Raw genomic sequence first — 17,609 nt, 5'->3', positions numbered from 1 at the left:
TTGCCTGGTATGCTCAGGGTGGCGACACGATCACACTCTTCGCTACGACGCTCTGGACTGGCAACGCCGAGCTCGACAGCGGCGATCTGGAGCTGTGGAGTGCCGGCAGTATCGATGCGAACATCAGCACCAGCTGGACGGGTAATAGCATTAACGGCACGTCGGGCCACGTTGCCTGGTATGCTCAGGGTGGCGACACGATCACGCTCTTCGCTACGACGCTCTGGACTGGCAACGCCGAGCTCGACAGCGGCGATCTGGAGCTGTGGAGTGCCGGCAGTATTGACGCGAACAGCAGCACCGTCTGCTGGACGGGGGATAGCATTAACGGCATGTCGGGCCACGTTGCCTGGTATGCTCAGGGTGGCGACACGATCGCGCTCTTCCTTACGACGCTCTGGACTGGCAACGCCGAGCTCGACAGCGGTGATCTGGAGCTGTGGAGTGCCGGCAGTATTGACGCGAACAGCAGCACCAGCTGGACGGGGGATAGCATTAACGGCACGTCGGGCCACGTTGCCTGGTATGCTCAGGGTGGCGACACGATCACGCTCTTCGCTACGACGCTCTGGACTGGCAGCGGCGAGCTCGACAGCGGCGATCTGGAGCTGTGGAGTGCCGGCAGTATTGACGCGAACAGCAGCACCGTCTGCTGGACAGGGAATAGCATTAACGGCACGTCGGGCCACGTTGCCTGGTATGCTCAGGGTGGCGACACGATCACGCTCTTCGCTACGACGCTCTGGACTGGCAGCGCCGAGCTCGACAGCGGCGATCTGGAGCTGTGGAGTGCCGGCAGTATTGACGTGAACAGCAGCACCATCTTGACAGGGGATAGCTATATTGACGGCACATCAGGACATGTCAGTGTATATGCGCTGGGCGGTAGTTTGAAGACGTGTTGTTCGACCCTTATGACGGGCAGTGCTGTTGCGGATTCCGGCTACCTTGAACTACTCGCGGCAGGACCTGTAACCTGTGAGTACTCGACTCTGATTACGGGAGAGAGTGTTTCCGGGGATTCGGGTGATTTAACAACCACCTCAGTAAACGCGCACACCGCTATTGATAACAGCTCTATCTGGACGGGGAATGCGCCTTCAGGCAATTCCGGCAGTATCAGTATCCATGATTTTGCCCCGCGACCGGAAGGTGGTGTGATCACGGTGGATGCTCTAACCTCCTGGACCGGTGATGCTGCGGTGAGCAGTGGCGATATCACCTTCCTCACCGGCTTCAACCCCTGCGAAGCGGTAGAAGCAGTAGAAGCGCCTGTTCTGACCCCACTCGGAGCGCTCGCCTTGTTCAGCCTGCTATCAGCACTCGCTGCAGTCACCATAGTGCGAAAGAGGCGCTAGGCCTCTTTCAGTTTTTTTATTTTATTGGTTTTGCCGTTCGATGCGCGCTACTACCTACTCGCATCAGTTTCCGGGCACATGTATGTGCCCCGTGGGGCGGTCAGTCAACCAACCAGCCGCGAGAGCACAGCCATCGTGCAAGCGGACCGGTCGTGCGCGCCTGCCACCGCCAAGCACAGTGGCAGCCCCACTCACTGACAGAACCCGAAAGCTTATCTGTCTGTAGCTGCCTTCCTACCGTATCGCGTTAGTCCGCTCTGCAACCGTGATGGATGGGCTAACTAACTAACGACCGTAGTGGCCCGAGGTGAACCATGCGCACTGAAAGAAGACCCGGGGTATCTGTGCTCTGTGTGGTGGTGCTCCTGACCGTGCTGGCGTTCGTGAGTATTGGCTGTGCTGCGGATACCTATACTGTCTGTCCTGGTGGAGGCTGTGATTACAACAGCATACAGGCCGCTATTGATGCTGCAGAGGCTGGCGATACGATAGCGGTGTACAGCGGCACGTACTACGAGACCGTGACCGTGCCCCGGCAGCTCACGGTAAAAGGCATGGACACCGGCGGCGGCAATCCGGTGGTTGATGCGCGCGGCCGCGGGAGCGCCATCACGCTCGCGCATGATGGTGGTCTGCTGGACGGCTTAACCGTGGTAAACGCGACGGGTTATCAGCAAGCAGGGATCCTGGTGTACTCGAATAGCAGCACGATCAGCAACTGCATCGCGGCGAACTGCTATTACGGCATATGGCTTGCTGCTTCGTGCAACAACACCCTCACGGGCAATACCGCGCACGCGAACGACGATTTCGGGATCTATCTCAGTTCTGCGAGCAACAACACCCTCACGGGCAATACCGCGCACGCGAACATTGACGTTGGCATCTGTCTGCGTTCCGGCAGCAACAACAACACCCTCACCGGTAATACCGCCTCGGACAACTGTTACGGCAACGGCATCTACCTCGATGCCTCCAGCTACAACTACCTGGCGGACAACACCGCGTCGAACCAGAGCAACGGCCTGTACCTCGACTCGTCCAGCAGCTACAATACCCTGACCGGGAACACCGTTTCGAAGAACTATTTGGGGCTGTACCTGCGGCATGCGAGCTACAACGCGTTAACCGGTAACGCCGCGAACGCGAACAGCAATGTCGGCATTCGGCTCGCCTATTCGAGTGATAACAGCCTGACCAGTAACGCCGCCTCGTTCAACAGCAACGGCGGTATTCGGCTGGATTCTTCGGATTGCAATAGCCTGACCAGCAACGCCGTCTCGTACAATACCGACGGTATCCGGCTCACCGGCTCGAGCTACAACAACGTGAGCGGCAACACCGTCGCGCGCAACGAAGAAGGCATCGCCCTGATTGCTTCGAGCAACAACTGCCTGACGGACAACGTCGTCTCGAACAACTCAGTCGGCCTGCACCTGGATCATGCGTGCTCCGGTAATCTCATCTATAACAACTATTTCGAGAACCCGGTAAACGCTCACGATACCGGTACGAACAGCTGGAACCGTACCAGAACGGCGGGCACGAACCGTGTTGGCGGGCCGTTTTCAGGCGGTAATTACTGGCACGATTATACGGGCGAGGATACGAATGGTGATGGGCTGGGTGATACCCTGCTACCGTATACGGCAGCGGGGCATATCCGAACCGGCGGTGATCATCTACCGCTGGTAGAAGCAGAAGCGACTGCTCCTGTACCGGGCTATGGGGCGATCGCCGCCGTACTGGGTTGCGTCGCTCTGCTCGTCCTCCTGCGGCGCCGGCATACCTGCGGCCGGTAGCGTAAGTAATCGCCAGGTAGCCGTCAGCACCGCGATAGCAAACACTGCAGCTGGCGGGCTGCGTGCCCCCAACCTGTTGACAGCCCCAGTAAATCCGCAACGTACTAAGCATAAAGTCACTAGTGGATTTCACGGGCTATGAACGGTAACATCACCCTTGAACGCGACGAGGAGGGTCGGTATGTTGCGGAATGTACCGACCTCCCAGGGTGTCTCTCTGAAGGCGAAACGGTGCAGGAAGCGATCAAGAATATCAGTGAAGCAATCGTGGGCTGTTTGAAATCGCGACTCAACGCGCACGTATTGCTGCTCTGCACCCTATCCGGTACAGGATCATGGTGCTGCTCGCAAGAAAGCCGCTGCACATCGATGGGATAAGCCGAGCCTTGAGTGCACAGAGGGGGCTCGTCGCGCACCCTCAATATGTTGCAAGAGCACGGATTCGTGAAGAGCGAGTACGGGATCTTCATTCTTTCTGATAGAGCCAGAGCAGAGAGTAACGGCACAGAGGGTGTATACGGTCACGGGTAAGGTTGCGGAAGTGAAAGCGAAAGAAAAGAAAAAAGAGAAAAGAACCCAAATTTTAAAAGCCAGATCCATCCGGGATGCCATCACCAGCATTGGGTGCTGGACCTTTAGTTACTCCAGGATTGCCGTCATTTACCCAATCTCCACTCCAGCCAGGACCATCCGGGACGCCATCACCAGCATTGGGTGCTAGACCTCGTGCTTCACTGGCAATTACACCCGGAGAAAGGATGGTTGCCACAACTATTGCCGTCAAAGCTATAACCAGTATCTTTTTCATGTACTCATCACCGCCTATCTATCTCGTTTTTGCACCTACATGTGCAATAATAAATATGGGCACCACCTAAAAAGATTTGCGGGCTTATTCGGTTTAATCTTCCTCCCTCTTATGTACAGCTCACAGAGCTGCTTGCGGAGCAGCCGATGCATATCGACGCGCTGAGCAGAGCATTGGACGAAAAGAGGGGGCTCGTCGCGTACCATCTCATGGCACTGTAAGAGCGCGGATTCGTGAAGAGCAAGTACGGTATCTTTATTCTGCTAAGCCAGAGCAGAGAGTAACGGCGCTGCGGGCGTATACGGCAACCGATAAGGTGGTGGAGGTGAAGGCGGAGTTGAAGAAGGCGCTCTAGAAGAATCAGCGTTATGAGCAGCACGTGCTCTTCTTACTCCAGTTGCGGACGGAGCACGCCTGGTCGTGAGTCTTGGTTTCCTGACAGGGACGCTTTCTCGCTCAGATATAACCTGCTCCACCAAATGACGATCAGCGGTTGGATGACCGCCACAGAAACGGCCATATTGAGCAGATGGCCTATGGTCGGAATAGTCATGGTAAGAATCCCGACCGCAAAGGTGATTACGAGCACGACGAGCCAGAGCAAGAAGACCGCGAGCTTATGCGCCCTGAAGAAGCGAAAGCCGCGCTTCACGCCGTCAACTGCTCGGAGATCATCGAGCACCACCGCGTAGGGTGTAACCGCGAAGATGATGCTGACGAGGAGCAGGTAGATGCTCATCAGGAAACTGCCAAGGGCGAGCGCAGCGAAAGCCGCGGTAGCTCCTCCGCCACTGAAGGGCGGCGAGGTGGATGCTGCGGGCAGCAGCAAGAGGACACCGGGAAGGAGGAATACAACGCCTGCCAGCGCGATCAACCCGATGATGACGTTCGCGAGGAGCAAGCTGAGGTATTTTCGCTTGCCACAAGCGGTCATTGTCGCGAGCGAGGTTTTCCTCTGTTCCGTCGCCTCTTTCGCCATGCCGATCGCGCCTGCCGTGAAGAAAGTGTTAATGAGCAGCAGGAGGAGTATCATAACGATGATCGCCCCTATGAGCAGGCCGAGATTTTGGAGGATCTGCGGCTGTAGTTGCTCGATGACCTCGGGTGGGATCTCACCGGATTCGATTACCGCAGGCAGCAGGGGGGTGAGGAGCGGGCCGAAGGCGACCAGAACTGCTGCACCGAGGACGAAGATCATCACGATAAGGGTAAAGGCCAAGCTCAGGACGAACGGGAGAGCGATATTGAGATTATTCTTCCACGTCTCAAAGCCATTCCTCAGAACCGCACCGAGCTCTTCAACCATGATACCGTACCTTTCACGTATAATTTCTGGCTAACTGATATAAAAGGGGCGGCAAGCTTAGTCACGACTTCACCGGATCATGGAGCTGCTCGCAGAGCAGCCGATGCATTTCGACGCGCTGAGCAGTGCATTGGACGAAAAGAGGGGGCTCGTCGCGTACCATCTCATGGCACTGCAAGAGCGCGTATTCGTGAAGAACGAGTCCGGAATCTTTCTGCTGCTAGAGCCAGAGCAGAGAGGAACGGCTCTGAAGGTGTATACGGCAGGGAAAAATCGTAGAGGGTTGTGCCAAAGTCAACAAAACTATGCGTGTGGTGGCGCATGCCTCCTCGGGCTATCATCTCCTCCGTGCTTAGGTTTCACGATAGGATGTAGCGCATCTCGAGCAACACTCCGCGAACGCGGGTTCGTAACGAGTAAGTACGAGCCCGTCGGCACAGCTGAGCTCGAATGGGGGAAGCGATCGATCGGGACCTACACGGCAACGAGAAAGTAGAGGCGTGCAGAAGAATAAGCGAACCTACTGGGCGAAGCTGAAGGAGTGCCCGCTCCTGTTATTACTCCTTGTAGTACTAGCCGGGGTAGCTATTACCGTTTTTAGCCCAAAACAGTAATAAAGGGCAGGGGTACGTTATTTTTAATACGTAGGCACACAATCTTCATGTGCAAATTTTTTATTCTCACGAAATTGGTAAAATATTGGAAATGGAGGTAACCTCCCACCGATAGAATACCTCGTCGTAATACCTTATCTATGCTTCATATCGGTCGGACTGGAAGAGAGCATGCACATCGCCGAGCTGAGCTGAGCCGAGCACTGCGTGAAGAGCGGAGCTCGTTACATACCATCTCATGACACTTGAAGCGCGCGTATTCGTGAAGTCCAGGTACAAGAATTCGGAACTGGCACGTGGCAGTCTTACGTGTACGATCCAAAACCAGCGTCACTCGGTGCTTGTCTTCACTGAGACCGCAAAGCGTAAACCACAGAAATTAAAAAGGTTTCTGAACAGGGGAGAGAGCTTCATTCGAGGCATTTTTGCCCAAAATAACTTGTCTCGCTGAAGTTTTAACTCCTCTGTTCGTTCCTAAACTTGGAGAAGAACCTAAAAACATAAAATTCGAAAAGAGTACACTAAAACAGTATTTCTTTTCATTAAAGAAGGATAAGATTATGTATGGTGCTGGAACTGGTTGGCACTCTTTACTTGATACGAATTTTGAATTAGATACAGACCTAAAAACAGTAGTTCCTATTTTTTCGGTTGTCCTAGCCGTGGTTTATCTTTAGTGCGTAAGTTGGGTTCGTGCTGCATGCGGCACGTTCTACGCACAGTTGAGATTAGAAAAAGGGTGTAAAAAAGAAAAAGGGTGTGTAAAAAAAAGGTCACACCCGCATCTTATCGCTTATCTCGATCGAGTTCGCACTACCGTACAGACGTTTACGATATATAGAGCCGCTGCAGTACATCGCCAGTCATGTACACGATCGTTATCGATTCGCCGCTTGAAAATGCTCCAGTGCTCCCGGATGCAGCAATTATGTCGATTACCAATTCATCACCTGGTTTGAAGGGAGTGTTTGTTGTTGGGAGATCGCCACCATTTAATTTCGCGTTATCTTCACCTAATATACATTCTTTCCCTTGGTATCTAAACGACCACGATGGCGATGTTCCAAACGCATCGATAATTGGGTCGCCTCCGTGGTGGACGACGGTGATATTTGTTTCACCCGCTCGAGCATTCTCAACGATCAGTGCCGCGCTGGGCGCCTTCTTCACACCGCCGATGATCCCGTAGGCGAATGCCGCAACAACTGCAGCGATGATGACCGTGATCGCGATCAGCATGATCACGGCAATGACCGGCGAAACTGCCTTATCGTCTTTCTTCAAGCTTCTTTTAGTTGTCATTTTTGTATCGTATCACCTCCTAAAACGTTTCTTTGACAAAGAAACCTTTACTAAAGAAACATTTTTTGTCACCTTCAGCTCGGGTTCCTTTGCATCGTATCTCGATTCTGGATGTACTGAACAAAGGAGCCTTCTGGAACGCAGAAGGCTGGTCAGAGCCCGTAAAAGGATGGGCCCGTGACAGTAAACCGGTTCTGTAAGGAACAGCTCGAACAGCGAGAATGCTAAGCAGGTTCACGATACGCTTCGAACTCCCTGCACGCTTCTGCGGTGAGATCATCTTTCATGTTTTACCGGTGGTCTCGTGTTTACGTACTTACCACCAGTCCTCCTCTTCCTCTCCCCCTTCCTGGTCGTATTTTCCGCTGCCGTCTCGCGCTGCGCGCGCCGTACCCATATCCGTGCCCACGTCACCGGCAGTGGCCGTGTCACCGGCAGTGGCCGTGTCGCCGTCGAGCGCGGGGCAACTGAGGTAATGGTGTACCGCGACCGTGAGCGCGTCCTTGGTGGTGATCGTGCCTGAGCGTCGTTTCAGCGCATCCAGCTGCGATCGCAGCAGGGGCACCTGCGCGAAGATCACTTCAGTATCCGCGGGTATCCGCCTCACCATGCGCCTCACCACCATAGGTCAGTACCATAGGTTCTTACTTAAGGTACTCTTTATAAACTTTTGGGGTGCATTTCCACTGGAACTCGGGCTCTCCGCGGGGTTACGTACCGCGGAAGCGAGTGACAGGCGGGCCGCGGCCGGTGTTCAAAGCGTGAACAGCGGCGGATGGTTCGCTGGCAAACGGTCGTGCGGTCGTTCACAGGCGGAGTGCTGCCGCAAAACACACCACGCAGTACTCAGCCTCAGCGTGGTAAGCCCGCAAAAAATTATATAAAAGCGAGAATAAGGAGCGGTGAAAAAAAAAAAACGCTCCTTAGTCTCTTATCTTATCTATCGGTCATGGCCAGGCTATGCTGCCTGATGTCACGGTGTTCGCCGCCGGATCGTAGGTCCAGCCGTCCTTGTTAACGTCAGTTACCGTGAAGGTGAAGGTCGCCGCGGTTTTGAGCTTCACCGAATCTGAGGTCAGCGTAACCGCTCCTGTAGCATCGGTCAGTCCGGAATCGCTATCGGTTGCCGCACCGCTCCAGCGTCCCGCGACCGATGCACCGGCAACGGGAACACCTGCAGCGTCGGCAACGGTTACCGTGGCTAGCGCGCAGACGAACGTGTTCTTACCCGCTGTTCTGCTCTCTGTTGACATGCCGATGCTGGCAACATGCATAACATCAGCGCCCGCTGCGGTGGCCGTTACTGTTGCTTCGTCTGTAGCGGTTGATCCGCGATCGTCAGTGACGGTGAGGACAACGGTGTACGTTCCTGCTGTGCCATATGCGTGGGTCGTTGTCTTGCCAGATCCAGTGCTCCCGTCATCAAAGTCCCAGTCATACGCAGTTATGGTGCCATCCGAGTCGTAAGATCCGCTCCCGTTGAAGAGTACAACCGCACCCACGAGCGCCGTTTGGTCCGGCCCTGCGTCCGCCACCGGTGGGGCATTGACTACGCCTTCGCTTATGGTCGCAGTTGCCGTGGAAGGTTCGGAGTCTACGCTACCATCGTTCACCACCAGAGTGACGGTATACGTCCCGCTCGCGGAGTATACGTGGGTCGGCTGTACACCGGTGCCTGTTGAGCCATCACCGAACGCCCAGGTATAGGTCAGCGGGTCGCCATCCGGGTCGTACGAACCTGAGCCGTCAAAGGCGACGGCGACCCCCGTCGTCCCGGAGTACGGGCCACCAGCATCTGCTACCGGCGGTTCATTGCCAGCTGGAAGAGCAGCTGCGGCTTCCGCATCAACCAGGCCATAGCCGTACAGGTTGTCTTTGCCTGCGGCACCGAGATCCTCAGCTGTGGCTTGCAGGCACAGACGTACCGCTTCGTTATCCGTAATACCCGACCCGATGACGAGCGCGGCAGTTCCCGCAACATGTGGGCAGGCCATCGAGGTGCCACTCCAGGCCTCGTACGCCCCGCCCGGAACCGTCGACGTTATCGCGACGCCGGGTGCCGCGAGTTCAACCGCCGGACCGGTGCTTGAGAAAGATGCCCGTTTGTCATAACGGTCAGTTGCCGCGACGGCAATAACGTTGCTGTACCGTGCGGGATAAATGACACTATCGCCTGTAGCAAACCGGTTACCGTCGTTGCCTGCTGCGCCCACGAGCACGATGCCCGCATTGTACGCGGCATTGATCCAGGGCTCTATGCCCGGGTCGCCGCTCCGGTATGAAGACCCGAAGCTCATCGAAATGACCTGGATGTCATTCTCGATACACCACTCGAGCGCGGAAATGACATCGCTGTAACTGCCACCACCACTGTCCGTGAACACTTTCACCGCGTATAACTCCGCACCGGGCGCAACACCAATAACGCCTGCGTCATTCAGTGCAGCGGCGACAATGCCTGCGCAGTGTGTGCCGTGGCCACCGACGTCCATAGGATCGTCATCTTTATCTGCACAGTCGGTACCACCTGCGTAATTAGCCGCGAGGTCAGGATGCGTGTAATCTATCCCGGTATCCAGTATAGCGACTTTGATACCCTCGCCGGTGTTCCCGCCGGCGTGGACAACATCCGCGTCAATGCGAGCAACACCCCAGTCATACACCTCGCCCATGGTGTATATCTCAAGATCGCGCACGATGTACGCAATCTTCGGATTGCGTTCCAGGTTCTCAACAGCCTTCGGGGGCAGTGATGCGGCCAGCGCGGGTTGCAGGTGGTATACGGTCTTTATATCGCCCTGATACTGCTCGATCAACGCGGTATGCGGACGGTCCTTGAACATGATGATCACGGGTATCATCTCCGCCGCTGGCGTCGCTACTACTGTTACACTCACTACAAGCAGACCTGACAGCAAAACACCAACCAGAAGAATCGCTACGAGTTTCTTGATCATCTCTTAGCTTCTATCACCTCCTAACGTTCATACTTACTTAGACTGACAATACTTAGACTGTACGAGAGGCTCATTGTCGATCACGCTAGTTAAGCTTTTCGCTCCGGGCCGGACGGAGCGGAGCGGAGCGGCTGTCACGCTGCTGTGGGTTAGTGATCTAACTCACCCCGCACGAGCACTATGTGCCAATCTGCGTGATAATTTTCGAGTCACCTGTGCTGCCAGGATCGGTCATTACGAACAGAGCTCATACTACCAGAAGGAGAAGCGGCTGCAGGTCAGGTTACGTTACGGTACGTCAAGAGTCTTCTTGTGAGCAACGCTAAATCGCGCAGGTGCTCGCTTCTTACCCGATCGGGTGGTGTGCCCAGAAGTCCGCGAGTGCCCCGGCCATGCCACGCGGGTTTTGCAGCTGCAGCCCGTGCGCAGCGCCCGGAAGCACAAAACCCTGGCTGGTCGTGAACCACTGGAGCAGTAGCCGGTGCGTCTCTCCAAATCGCGGCCAGAGTGCGTTGCTTTCGCTCCCGGTGACCGCGAGCACCGGCTGGGTGATCCGCTTCGCCTCGTGCTCGCCAAATCGCCACTCCAGCCAGCCGGGTAGATCCAGCTCGAATACGGTACCCGCGTGGGCGACTGCTTGCTCGAACGCTCCTGGCAGTATCCGCTCGAGTGGCGTACGATACCCCGCGCCATAGCGCGCCTGCAGGGATTCGTCAATGAGCCGTTCCGGGGGCACTTCCCTATACCGCTGTTGGCCGTGCAGCATCGCCTCACGGTATGAGTGCCCGGTGGCCCCGGCGATGAGCGCGGGCTCGAGCAGCGCGAGCGTCTGGACAACGGCCGGAGCGTCCAGGGTGAACTGGAGGGCGATACAGCCACCCAGTGAGTGCCCCACAACGTGCGCACGCGCGACGCCGAGGTGACGCAGTACTGCCCGGCAGTCCGCAGCCTGCTGGGCGATACTTACCGGCACACCGCTGTGGCCGCTGCCCCCGTAGCCGCGGCGGTGATACAGGATGAGCTGGTAGTGGTCGGCCAGAACGGGCTCGAACAACAGCGGGCGGAACGCATCCGCGATGAACGCACCGTGAATAAAGATCGCGGCATCTCCAGTACCCGCGACCTCGTACTCTAGCGTGATACCATCGACAACCACCGTTTCCATTCGGCCGGTCATGATAGGAACTACAAAGAACAGAAGCGCGCAGAGTATTTTAAGCTTTCCGCAGCGTGATTCCAGGTACTTGCATTGCATCCGTGAGGCGCGTCCCCACCCTCCTTCTCCGCGGTGCTTGCTGGGTGCTTGCTCAAGGCTCTGGAAATTACCCCACACCGCTTTTCAGCGCCGGGTCAAAGAGCAGCCGGCGGGTAGTCGTTGCGAGATCCTCGAGCTCGATGAAGTCCTGCCAGGGCGCGCCGCATTCGGGACAGCACCAGTCATCAGGCAGCGCTTCGAACGGGACCCCGGGCTCGATCGCGCCCTCAAAATCGCCCATCTCGGGATCGTAGATCTCGCCACAGAGCAGGCATTCGTACCGGTTCATCGTGTATCTAACCTCCAGCCATCAGCATGCAGCCACCAATCACCGGCATGCAGAGCGGCCCGCATAGAGCGGGGATAGTGCATTAGCGAAGGGGGTATATAAACCTTTTGGGGTATAGTGGCTTCATCCCAAAAACAGCCAGAGCCGTGCGAATAAGATTGCCCTCGTGCTGCGGATTATCGCGACCCGGCACCTGCGCGGGGCACGATATGGCTACCTCACCGACGATGATCTCGTTCGAATCGTGGCTGAGCGGGAGCGGAGCGATTTGAAGGACTGGACGAAGCACGATTACAAGATCTTCTTTCGCAGGTTTCTCGAGTGGTTGGGGGAAGACGTCTCATGGATCAAGGTGAGAAGTCCCCAAAATGATCTAAAAACCGAGGACATGCTGACTACCGATGAAGTCCAGGCAATGATCGATGCCGCTGCGCGTTTGCAAGATAAGGCGCTGGTCGCTCATTATCCCGCGAACTATCGTGTACGAGATGTCCGAGACGATACATCGCTGCGCTGATGCATCGATGATGCGTGTAGCCCCCGAGAACCTCGATTTTTACGGCTAAAATGTCCATTTATATGCTGGAATTGGACATCTTCTGGTGGATGTGTCCACCCATTGGACATCTTGCGCAGAGCGGTCCAAATTAGCGGAAAAATTGGACATAGCTCCGTTTTGTGGGTCTTGCGCGGACAAGCAAGGTGGGTTCGCGTCGTTCATGCAGTAAGCACCTCAAGTAACGCGGGATGCTTGTAGATGACCTCACGGCCCACTCTTTCGCTGACCAGGATGCCAATCCGTTCTAGGGACTGCAGATAGGTGGAAGCCGTCTTGCGCTCCGCAAGTCCGGCATCGACGACGAAACTGATTTTGCAGTATGGCTGGCGGAAGATCAGATCGATGAGTTCTCGTGAGTATATTTTTGGGAGTTCTGCCCGGCAACGCGCAATGGTATGGTCGAGTAGATCTTGAATCGCGTGGATACGGTGGAAGGTCCAAAGTGCGGTTTCTTCGACGCCGCGGAGCATATAGAGCAGCCAAGATTCCCAGTCACCAGAGTCGGTTACCGCGCGGAATAGCCGGTAATAATCAGATTTGTGCTGAATAATGTACCGGCTGAGGTAGAGCACGGGAATTTCCAGCAATCCAGATTGGATGAGATAGAGCATATTAAGGATACGCCCAGTTCGCCCGTTCCTATCGGTAAACGGATTGAGCGCCTCAAACTGGTAATGGCCGATAGCTAGGCGGATGAGCGGATCGGGCCCATCGTCAGCCAGAAGGTATGATTCAAGGGATTTTTCAACTGTTCTCGCAGAGCGGGCCCGCCGCGCGGGGGCGTGTAGCGGATTTCACCCGTGGTGCGATTGCTTATGACCACTAATTCGTCAGGCTGGCGGAAGTCCATCGAGTCGCCCAGCAAGACGGAACAGACTTCCCGTAATAAATGGATGGAAAGAGTTTGCTTGCGAAGCGCTTCATAACCGTAACGCAAGGCCGTGCGGTACCGTAGCACTTCTTTGGTCCGCTGGTCAGTGGGCTTCCTTTCGTCCAGAGTGGCCTTGAAGAGGGCATCCTGGGTTGTGACGATGTTCTCAATCTCAGAACTGAGCTTGGCCTCCTGTAGCGGAATGGCATTGATCAGGATGGTCTGGTCGGGAATGAGATCACGGCTTTTTCGTATGCTCAGCCACCGGCTTCCCGGTGAGCACGCACAGGAACTTTTATTACAGCAAAAAGCGTTAGGCATTCTCGAACAGCAGCGTCATACTACCATGCCACGCAGCAGCGGTCATTCGCTCTCCGGTTGCCCGGCTCGTGCCGGGCTGCTCATCTTCACGCTCACGGCCGTCGTGCTCGTCCTGATCCTGGCTGCGGGTGCTTCGGCCGCAGCTGTAACGACCGGCGAGTCCCCGCTCGCCGACGAACCGGGTGAGGATATCGCGACGGTGGTCGCCGTGTCTCCGGACGATCCCCAGCTCGCGATCTTACGCGACTTTCGCGAGTCCGTGCTGCTCACCAACCCCGTGGGCGCGTTCGTATGGACCACGTATACTGCCGTAAGCCCGCCGATCGCGGACGCGCTGCGGGAGCGCGAGCACCTGCGTATCGCGACCCGAGTCTTACTGCTCACGCCGGTGGTCTATCTCGCGGCGCTCTGCGTGAACACGATCGCGCTGCTCGCCTTTATCGTGCTCGTACTGCTCGTGCTCGTGATCCTGCGTCGCCAGCTCCGGGTCTTCTTCAAAGGCGTGCTCTACGGGCTGCTGGCCGGTGCCGCATTTGCCGTCGCTGCTGTCACGCTCGGCGCGCTCGGCCATGAGCTGCCCTACTGCGCGATCGCCGCCGCGTACCTGCTGCCTGTAATTACACCGGTCGGGCTCACGGTCTGCGTCATCACCTGGATCGAGTCGCCTGCGCGCCCGCGTACAGTTCCGCGACTGAGGCCGCGACTGTATTGATACTGATGAGCAGCACTGAGTGCCAGTCCACCAGTATGCATTCCTTTGCGGAAAACCGTTCCACCGCATTATTAAGAGACCGCTACCGATTCGTAAGGCACCCAAAAAAAACGGTGAGCACAGCTCACAAAACCGCACTGTGCGCGGAGCGGAGACATATAACGTGATTCGTAACATAACAGAGGGGTTAATGATGACAGAGCAAAAGAAGGGGCATATAATGCAGTGTTCTTCATTGTCCGGCTTATACCACTATACCGTACTTGCTACAAAGTGATCTACTAGGTCATTTGTATCGTGTTTGTACGGCCCGGAACAAGCATCTGGAGGATAAACGGTATGCGCGTCATGCACTACTCGCAAGTAAGGCGCGGAGAAGGGATAGTTTTATATAAGCCATAGAATATATAAAGGGAGTTATCAGGCAGTCCGATTGCTTTCACACGCTCATGAGTCGCAAAATCCGCGGGTTTAGAACCAGGAGCAAGCACACAAGCATCCTTAAGGACACCAGCGGGATCTCCGAGGTGTTAGGTGCCACGATCATCCTCGCTATTCTGCTTTCCGCATCGTCTATCTATCTCTCGCAGCAGCTGCCGGAATGGACTGAGGAGTATGAGGCTAACCACGCAGCTGCGGCGCCCCATGACTTTGCCACGCTCACGGGTAATATCGAGCGGGCGGTATTGAGCGAAAAATCAACCACCACAACGTCTACCCCCGTGGGTATGCTCCCTGAGGGTGTTCCGCTGGTGGGCATGATCCCTGTCGGTGGCACGCTCTACTTCGATCAGAGCGAAGAGACGTTCGAATGCATCGCCGCTGCACCAGACGGATCCGTCGCTCCAGAAGGTAGTCCCTGGAATACGACTGCTGATTGGATTACCTTTACTGATACGTATCATGTAGTTATCTACCCGTCAAAAGCAGAATTGGGACCTGCGAGGAGAGGTAACTGGACTATTAATAAGAGCACCTCACTATCCGGGGAATATTATCTCAATACGTTCAGTGTGGTGAACAACTCGACGGTGACCGTTGAGGGGCGGTTAACGATCCATGCGCTGAAGATCCTCATTGAACCGGGCTCCAGTATCAATGCGACCGGCAAAGGATGGTCCGGTGGCCTGGGTAACTCACCCGGAGATAACGGAAAGGGTGTGGGCGGGGGGATAGGCGGAAATGAGTCAAAATTGGGAAATAACACAGGTGGCGATGGTGGGGGCGGTGGCGGACTGGGCGGGACTGGCGGTGATGGTGGTGACAACCCGAATTCGGGCGGCAATGCCGCTGAGTTGCAGGTATACCTGGGGTCCAGTTGTGCCGGGGAGATGATGGGCTGTGGCGGTGGTGGTGGTGGCAACTGGAAGAATAGTAGCGGACAAATGGTCGCTTCAACCGGCGGTGATGGCGGCAGTGGCGGCGGCTATGTGTGCTTCGACGCCGCTGCTATTAACATTAGCGGCAACATCTCCGCCTCCGGCGCGAACAGTGAAGTGAAAACCGGCAGTGGCGGGAAGAAGTATTTTGGCGGTGGCGGCGGCGGCGGGAGCGGTGGCTGGATCAAGATCATTGGCGATAACGTGACTATTACCGGAGCCATCGTTGCTTCGGGTGGTGATGGGGGCGATAGTGAGTATGGGGATGGCGGTGGTGGCGGTGGTGGCGGAATAATTGAGGTGTTTTACCAGAGTGCCGGTGGGTTCTTTTTCGATCGAGACGACGTTCGTGCTGGAATAGGCGGGATAGGAAATGGTACGCCGGGCGAGAATGGTACTATTGGGAAATATACCAGTCCCGGTGCTGGTCATCATTCATATAAGTCCACCCTATTTCATTATGAGTCCGGATACCTCATCTCAAACATGACCGACGTTCCTGGCCAGGGACAGGTCGGGTACGATACAAAGAGCTCGCGCATGTGCTACGGTAACGTAACCTACGGTGCTTTTCTCGATGTTGGAACGGATATCGTACTCAGGGTACGCACCTCAATGTATCCTGACATGCATGATGCGATGCCCTGGGTGAGCTGCCCACCGGTCGCGAACGGAACGGACATCTCCGACCTTGCCTCGGTCTCCGACGGGCACCGGTATGTCCAGTGGCGTGCGGAATTGCTCACCTTCGATCCCAATAGAACACCCGAGCTCCACTGGGTCAATATCTCCTACGACGCTTGCGACCCGATCATCGCGCGCACCTCCGGCACGATCAGCTACAGGAGTCAGTATCTCTATTACCCCAATTATAAGCTCGTCTATGCACATGGTGCCACGATCAGGGTGCAGGACGGCAGGGAGGAATTCATGCACTTCCCACCACCGCTCTTCATCGACTCTACAGAGACGGGAACCACGCTCAAAATGACCGCGATCGATGTGGCCGGAGAGCAGTATGCCGTCAGCGGCCGGGTGAGCGGCACCGTTCGCGCGACTTCTCGGGGCGCTACACTGCTCAAGCCCGGCCTGAACTACGAAAATGTCACTCTTAAGCTCACCACCGCGTATCCCAGCGTATGGGAGCGCTGGTTCAACCAGACCTGCAGAGATGCGGGAATAACCAAAGGGCCTGAACCCGGGCAGTACAACATCACCACTGCAGGAAACGCGCTCCAGGTCATCTTCTATGGCAACGAGACGAGACCCGTGAATGTGTGGCTCAAGCAGGCCGGAGCAGAGCTGAAACTCATAAAGTGATATGACCCCGAGGAACGAAGGAGAGAAGCTATGACCTCATGCTGGACGGACGAGCGGGCTATCTCTGAAATGGTGGGCGCGCTCCTTATCATCGCCATTCTCATCTCCGCAACCTCCATCTTCTATGCGCAGCAGCTACCGCAATGGACGAAGGAGTTCGAATACCAGCATGCCGCGAGGGTGCCGCAGGACTTCGCTGAACTCGGTGCGCATGTCGATATGGCGGTGGCGAGCAACGAGCCCGCCACACCCCTGTCTACCGTTATCGGGATGACTCCTGGCAGTGTCCCGCTGGTGGGCCTCCAGGCCCAGGGGGGCACGCTCACCTTCGAGCCCGATGCGGAAACGTTTGCGTGCATCGCCAGCACGCTCGAACCGACAACCCCCTCGGATGAATACTGGAATGATACCTCCTCATGGTCTGACTTTTCTAAATACCACATCAGAGTCACTGAGTACGGAGCAACACTTGCGCCCGAAGCAGGCAAGGATGAAACCTATAACACGAGTGGGAATATATCGGGTGGCGAATATTATTTCGGCTATTTAAGGGTAATAAACAATTCAACTCTGACTGTCCAGGGACGGTTATTGATACACGCCATGGACATTTTCATTGAGGAAGGATCCAGGATAACCGTAGATGGCTGGGGGTATGCTGGTGGCTCGGGTAATGACCCGGGGTATAACGGGGGTGGAAAAGGTAATGGGACAGGTGGAATGGCGGGTCAAGAGAAGGGAGAAGGTGGCTATGGG

16 protein-coding genes are annotated in these 17,609 nt (G+C 55.9%); 7 read left to right on the top strand and 9 right to left on the bottom strand.

The window, feature by feature from the left end:
- The first annotated feature begins 1,672 nt into the window (after nt 1-1,672).
- Nucleotides 1,673-3,160, top strand: a complete 1,488-nt coding sequence (locus ENN68_01405; GenBank protein HDS44752.1) for a hypothetical protein — start codon at nt 1,673-1,675, stop codon at nt 3,158-3,160.
- A gap of 138 nt (nt 3,161-3,298) precedes the next feature.
- Complete coding sequence (locus ENN68_01400; protein ID HDS44751.1) at nt 3,299-3,538, top strand: type II toxin-antitoxin system HicB family antitoxin; 240 nt, start codon at nt 3,299-3,301, stop codon at nt 3,536-3,538.
- A gap of 205 nt (nt 3,539-3,743) precedes the next feature.
- Here the strand turns inward: ENN68_01400 and ENN68_01395 are convergent, their stop codons facing one another.
- Both ENN68_01395 and ENN68_01390 read right to left on the bottom strand, forming a co-directional pair.
- Entirely contained in the window at nt 3,744-3,968 is a 225-nt protein-coding gene (locus ENN68_01395; protein ID HDS44750.1) for a hypothetical protein, read from the bottom strand.
- A gap of 388 nt (nt 3,969-4,356) precedes the next feature.
- Entirely contained in the window at nt 4,357-5,274 is a 918-nt protein-coding gene (locus ENN68_01390; protein HDS44749.1) for a hypothetical protein, read from the bottom strand.
- A 79-nt stretch (nt 5,275-5,353) separates the two neighbouring features.
- On the opposite strand from ENN68_01390, the gene ENN68_01385 reads away from it, so the two are divergent.
- Nucleotides 5,354-5,770 (top strand): hypothetical protein, encoded by a 417-nt coding sequence (locus ENN68_01385; GenBank protein HDS44748.1) that lies wholly within the window; start codon nt 5,354-5,356, stop codon nt 5,768-5,770.
- A 946-nt stretch (nt 5,771-6,716) separates the two neighbouring features.
- On the opposite strand, the gene ENN68_01380 is transcribed toward ENN68_01385, so the two are convergent.
- The 5 genes from ENN68_01380 to ENN68_01360 all read right to left on the bottom strand — a co-directional run bounded on the left by ENN68_01380 (nt 6,717) and on the right by ENN68_01360 (nt 11,691).
- Nucleotides 6,717-7,172 carry a type IV pilin gene (locus ENN68_01380; protein ID HDS44747.1) on the bottom strand — a complete coding sequence of 152 codons (456 nt, stop codon included), beginning with the start codon at nt 7,170-7,172 and terminating at the stop codon, nt 6,717-6,719.
- A gap of 334 nt (nt 7,173-7,506) precedes the next feature.
- Complete coding sequence (locus tag ENN68_01375; GenBank protein HDS44746.1) at nt 7,507-7,800, bottom strand: hypothetical protein; 294 nt, start codon at nt 7,798-7,800, stop codon at nt 7,507-7,509.
- 337 nt (nt 7,801-8,137) lie between these two features.
- Nucleotides 8,138-10,147, bottom strand: coding sequence for a PKD domain-containing protein (locus ENN68_01370; GenBank protein ID HDS44745.1), 2,010 nt, complete (start codon nt 10,145-10,147; stop codon nt 8,138-8,140).
- Nucleotides 10,148-10,493: 346 nt separating this feature from the next.
- Nucleotides 10,494-11,402, bottom strand: a complete 909-nt coding sequence (locus tag ENN68_01365) for an alpha/beta hydrolase (protein HDS44744.1) — start codon at nt 11,400-11,402, stop codon at nt 10,494-10,496.
- 67 nt (nt 11,403-11,469) lie between these two features.
- Nucleotides 11,470-11,691, bottom strand: coding sequence for a rubredoxin (locus tag ENN68_01360; protein ID HDS44743.1), 222 nt, complete (start codon nt 11,689-11,691; stop codon nt 11,470-11,472).
- A 166-nt stretch (nt 11,692-11,857) separates the two neighbouring features.
- On the opposite strand from ENN68_01360, the gene ENN68_01355 reads away from it, so the two are divergent.
- A complete protein-coding gene (locus ENN68_01355; GenBank protein HDS44742.1) occupies nt 11,858-12,208 on the top strand; it encodes a hypothetical protein in 351 nt (116 codons plus the stop codon).
- A gap of 200 nt (nt 12,209-12,408) precedes the next feature.
- Here the strand turns inward: ENN68_01355 and ENN68_01350 are convergent, their stop codons facing one another.
- Together ENN68_01350 and ENN68_01345 are read right to left on the bottom strand one after the other, a co-directional pair.
- Nucleotides 12,409-12,972: a Fic family protein gene (locus ENN68_01350; protein ID HDS44741.1), complete on the bottom strand. Its 564-nt coding sequence runs from the start codon at nt 12,970-12,972 to the stop codon at nt 12,409-12,411.
- Nucleotides 12,936-13,442 (bottom strand): hypothetical protein, encoded by a 507-nt coding sequence (locus tag ENN68_01345; GenBank protein ID HDS44740.1) that lies wholly within the window; start codon nt 13,440-13,442, stop codon nt 12,936-12,938. The genes ENN68_01350 and ENN68_01345 overlap by 37 nt, the downstream gene beginning before the upstream one ends.
- Before the next feature lie 25 nt (nt 13,443-13,467).
- Between ENN68_01345 and ENN68_01340 the strand changes: the two genes are divergently transcribed.
- From ENN68_01340 to ENN68_01330, 3 genes are all read left to right on the top strand, one after another.
- Nucleotides 13,468-14,154 (top strand): hypothetical protein, encoded by a 687-nt coding sequence (locus ENN68_01340; protein ID HDS44739.1) that lies wholly within the window; start codon nt 13,468-13,470, stop codon nt 14,152-14,154.
- Nucleotides 14,155-14,603: 449 nt separating this feature from the next.
- Complete coding sequence (locus ENN68_01335) at nt 14,604-16,853, top strand: hypothetical protein (protein HDS44738.1); 2,250 nt, start codon at nt 14,604-14,606, stop codon at nt 16,851-16,853.
- 30 nt (nt 16,854-16,883) lie between these two features.
- A partial coding sequence (locus tag ENN68_01330) for a hypothetical protein (GenBank protein ID HDS44737.1) occupies nt 16,884-17,609 on the top strand: 726 nt, incomplete at its 3' end.

It is taken from the genome of Methanomicrobia archaeon, from assembly GCA_011049045.1.
Classification (GTDB): domain Archaea; phylum Halobacteriota; class Syntropharchaeia; order Alkanophagales; family Methanospirareceae; genus JACGMN01.
This window is presented reverse-complemented; position numbering and strand designations above follow the sequence as displayed.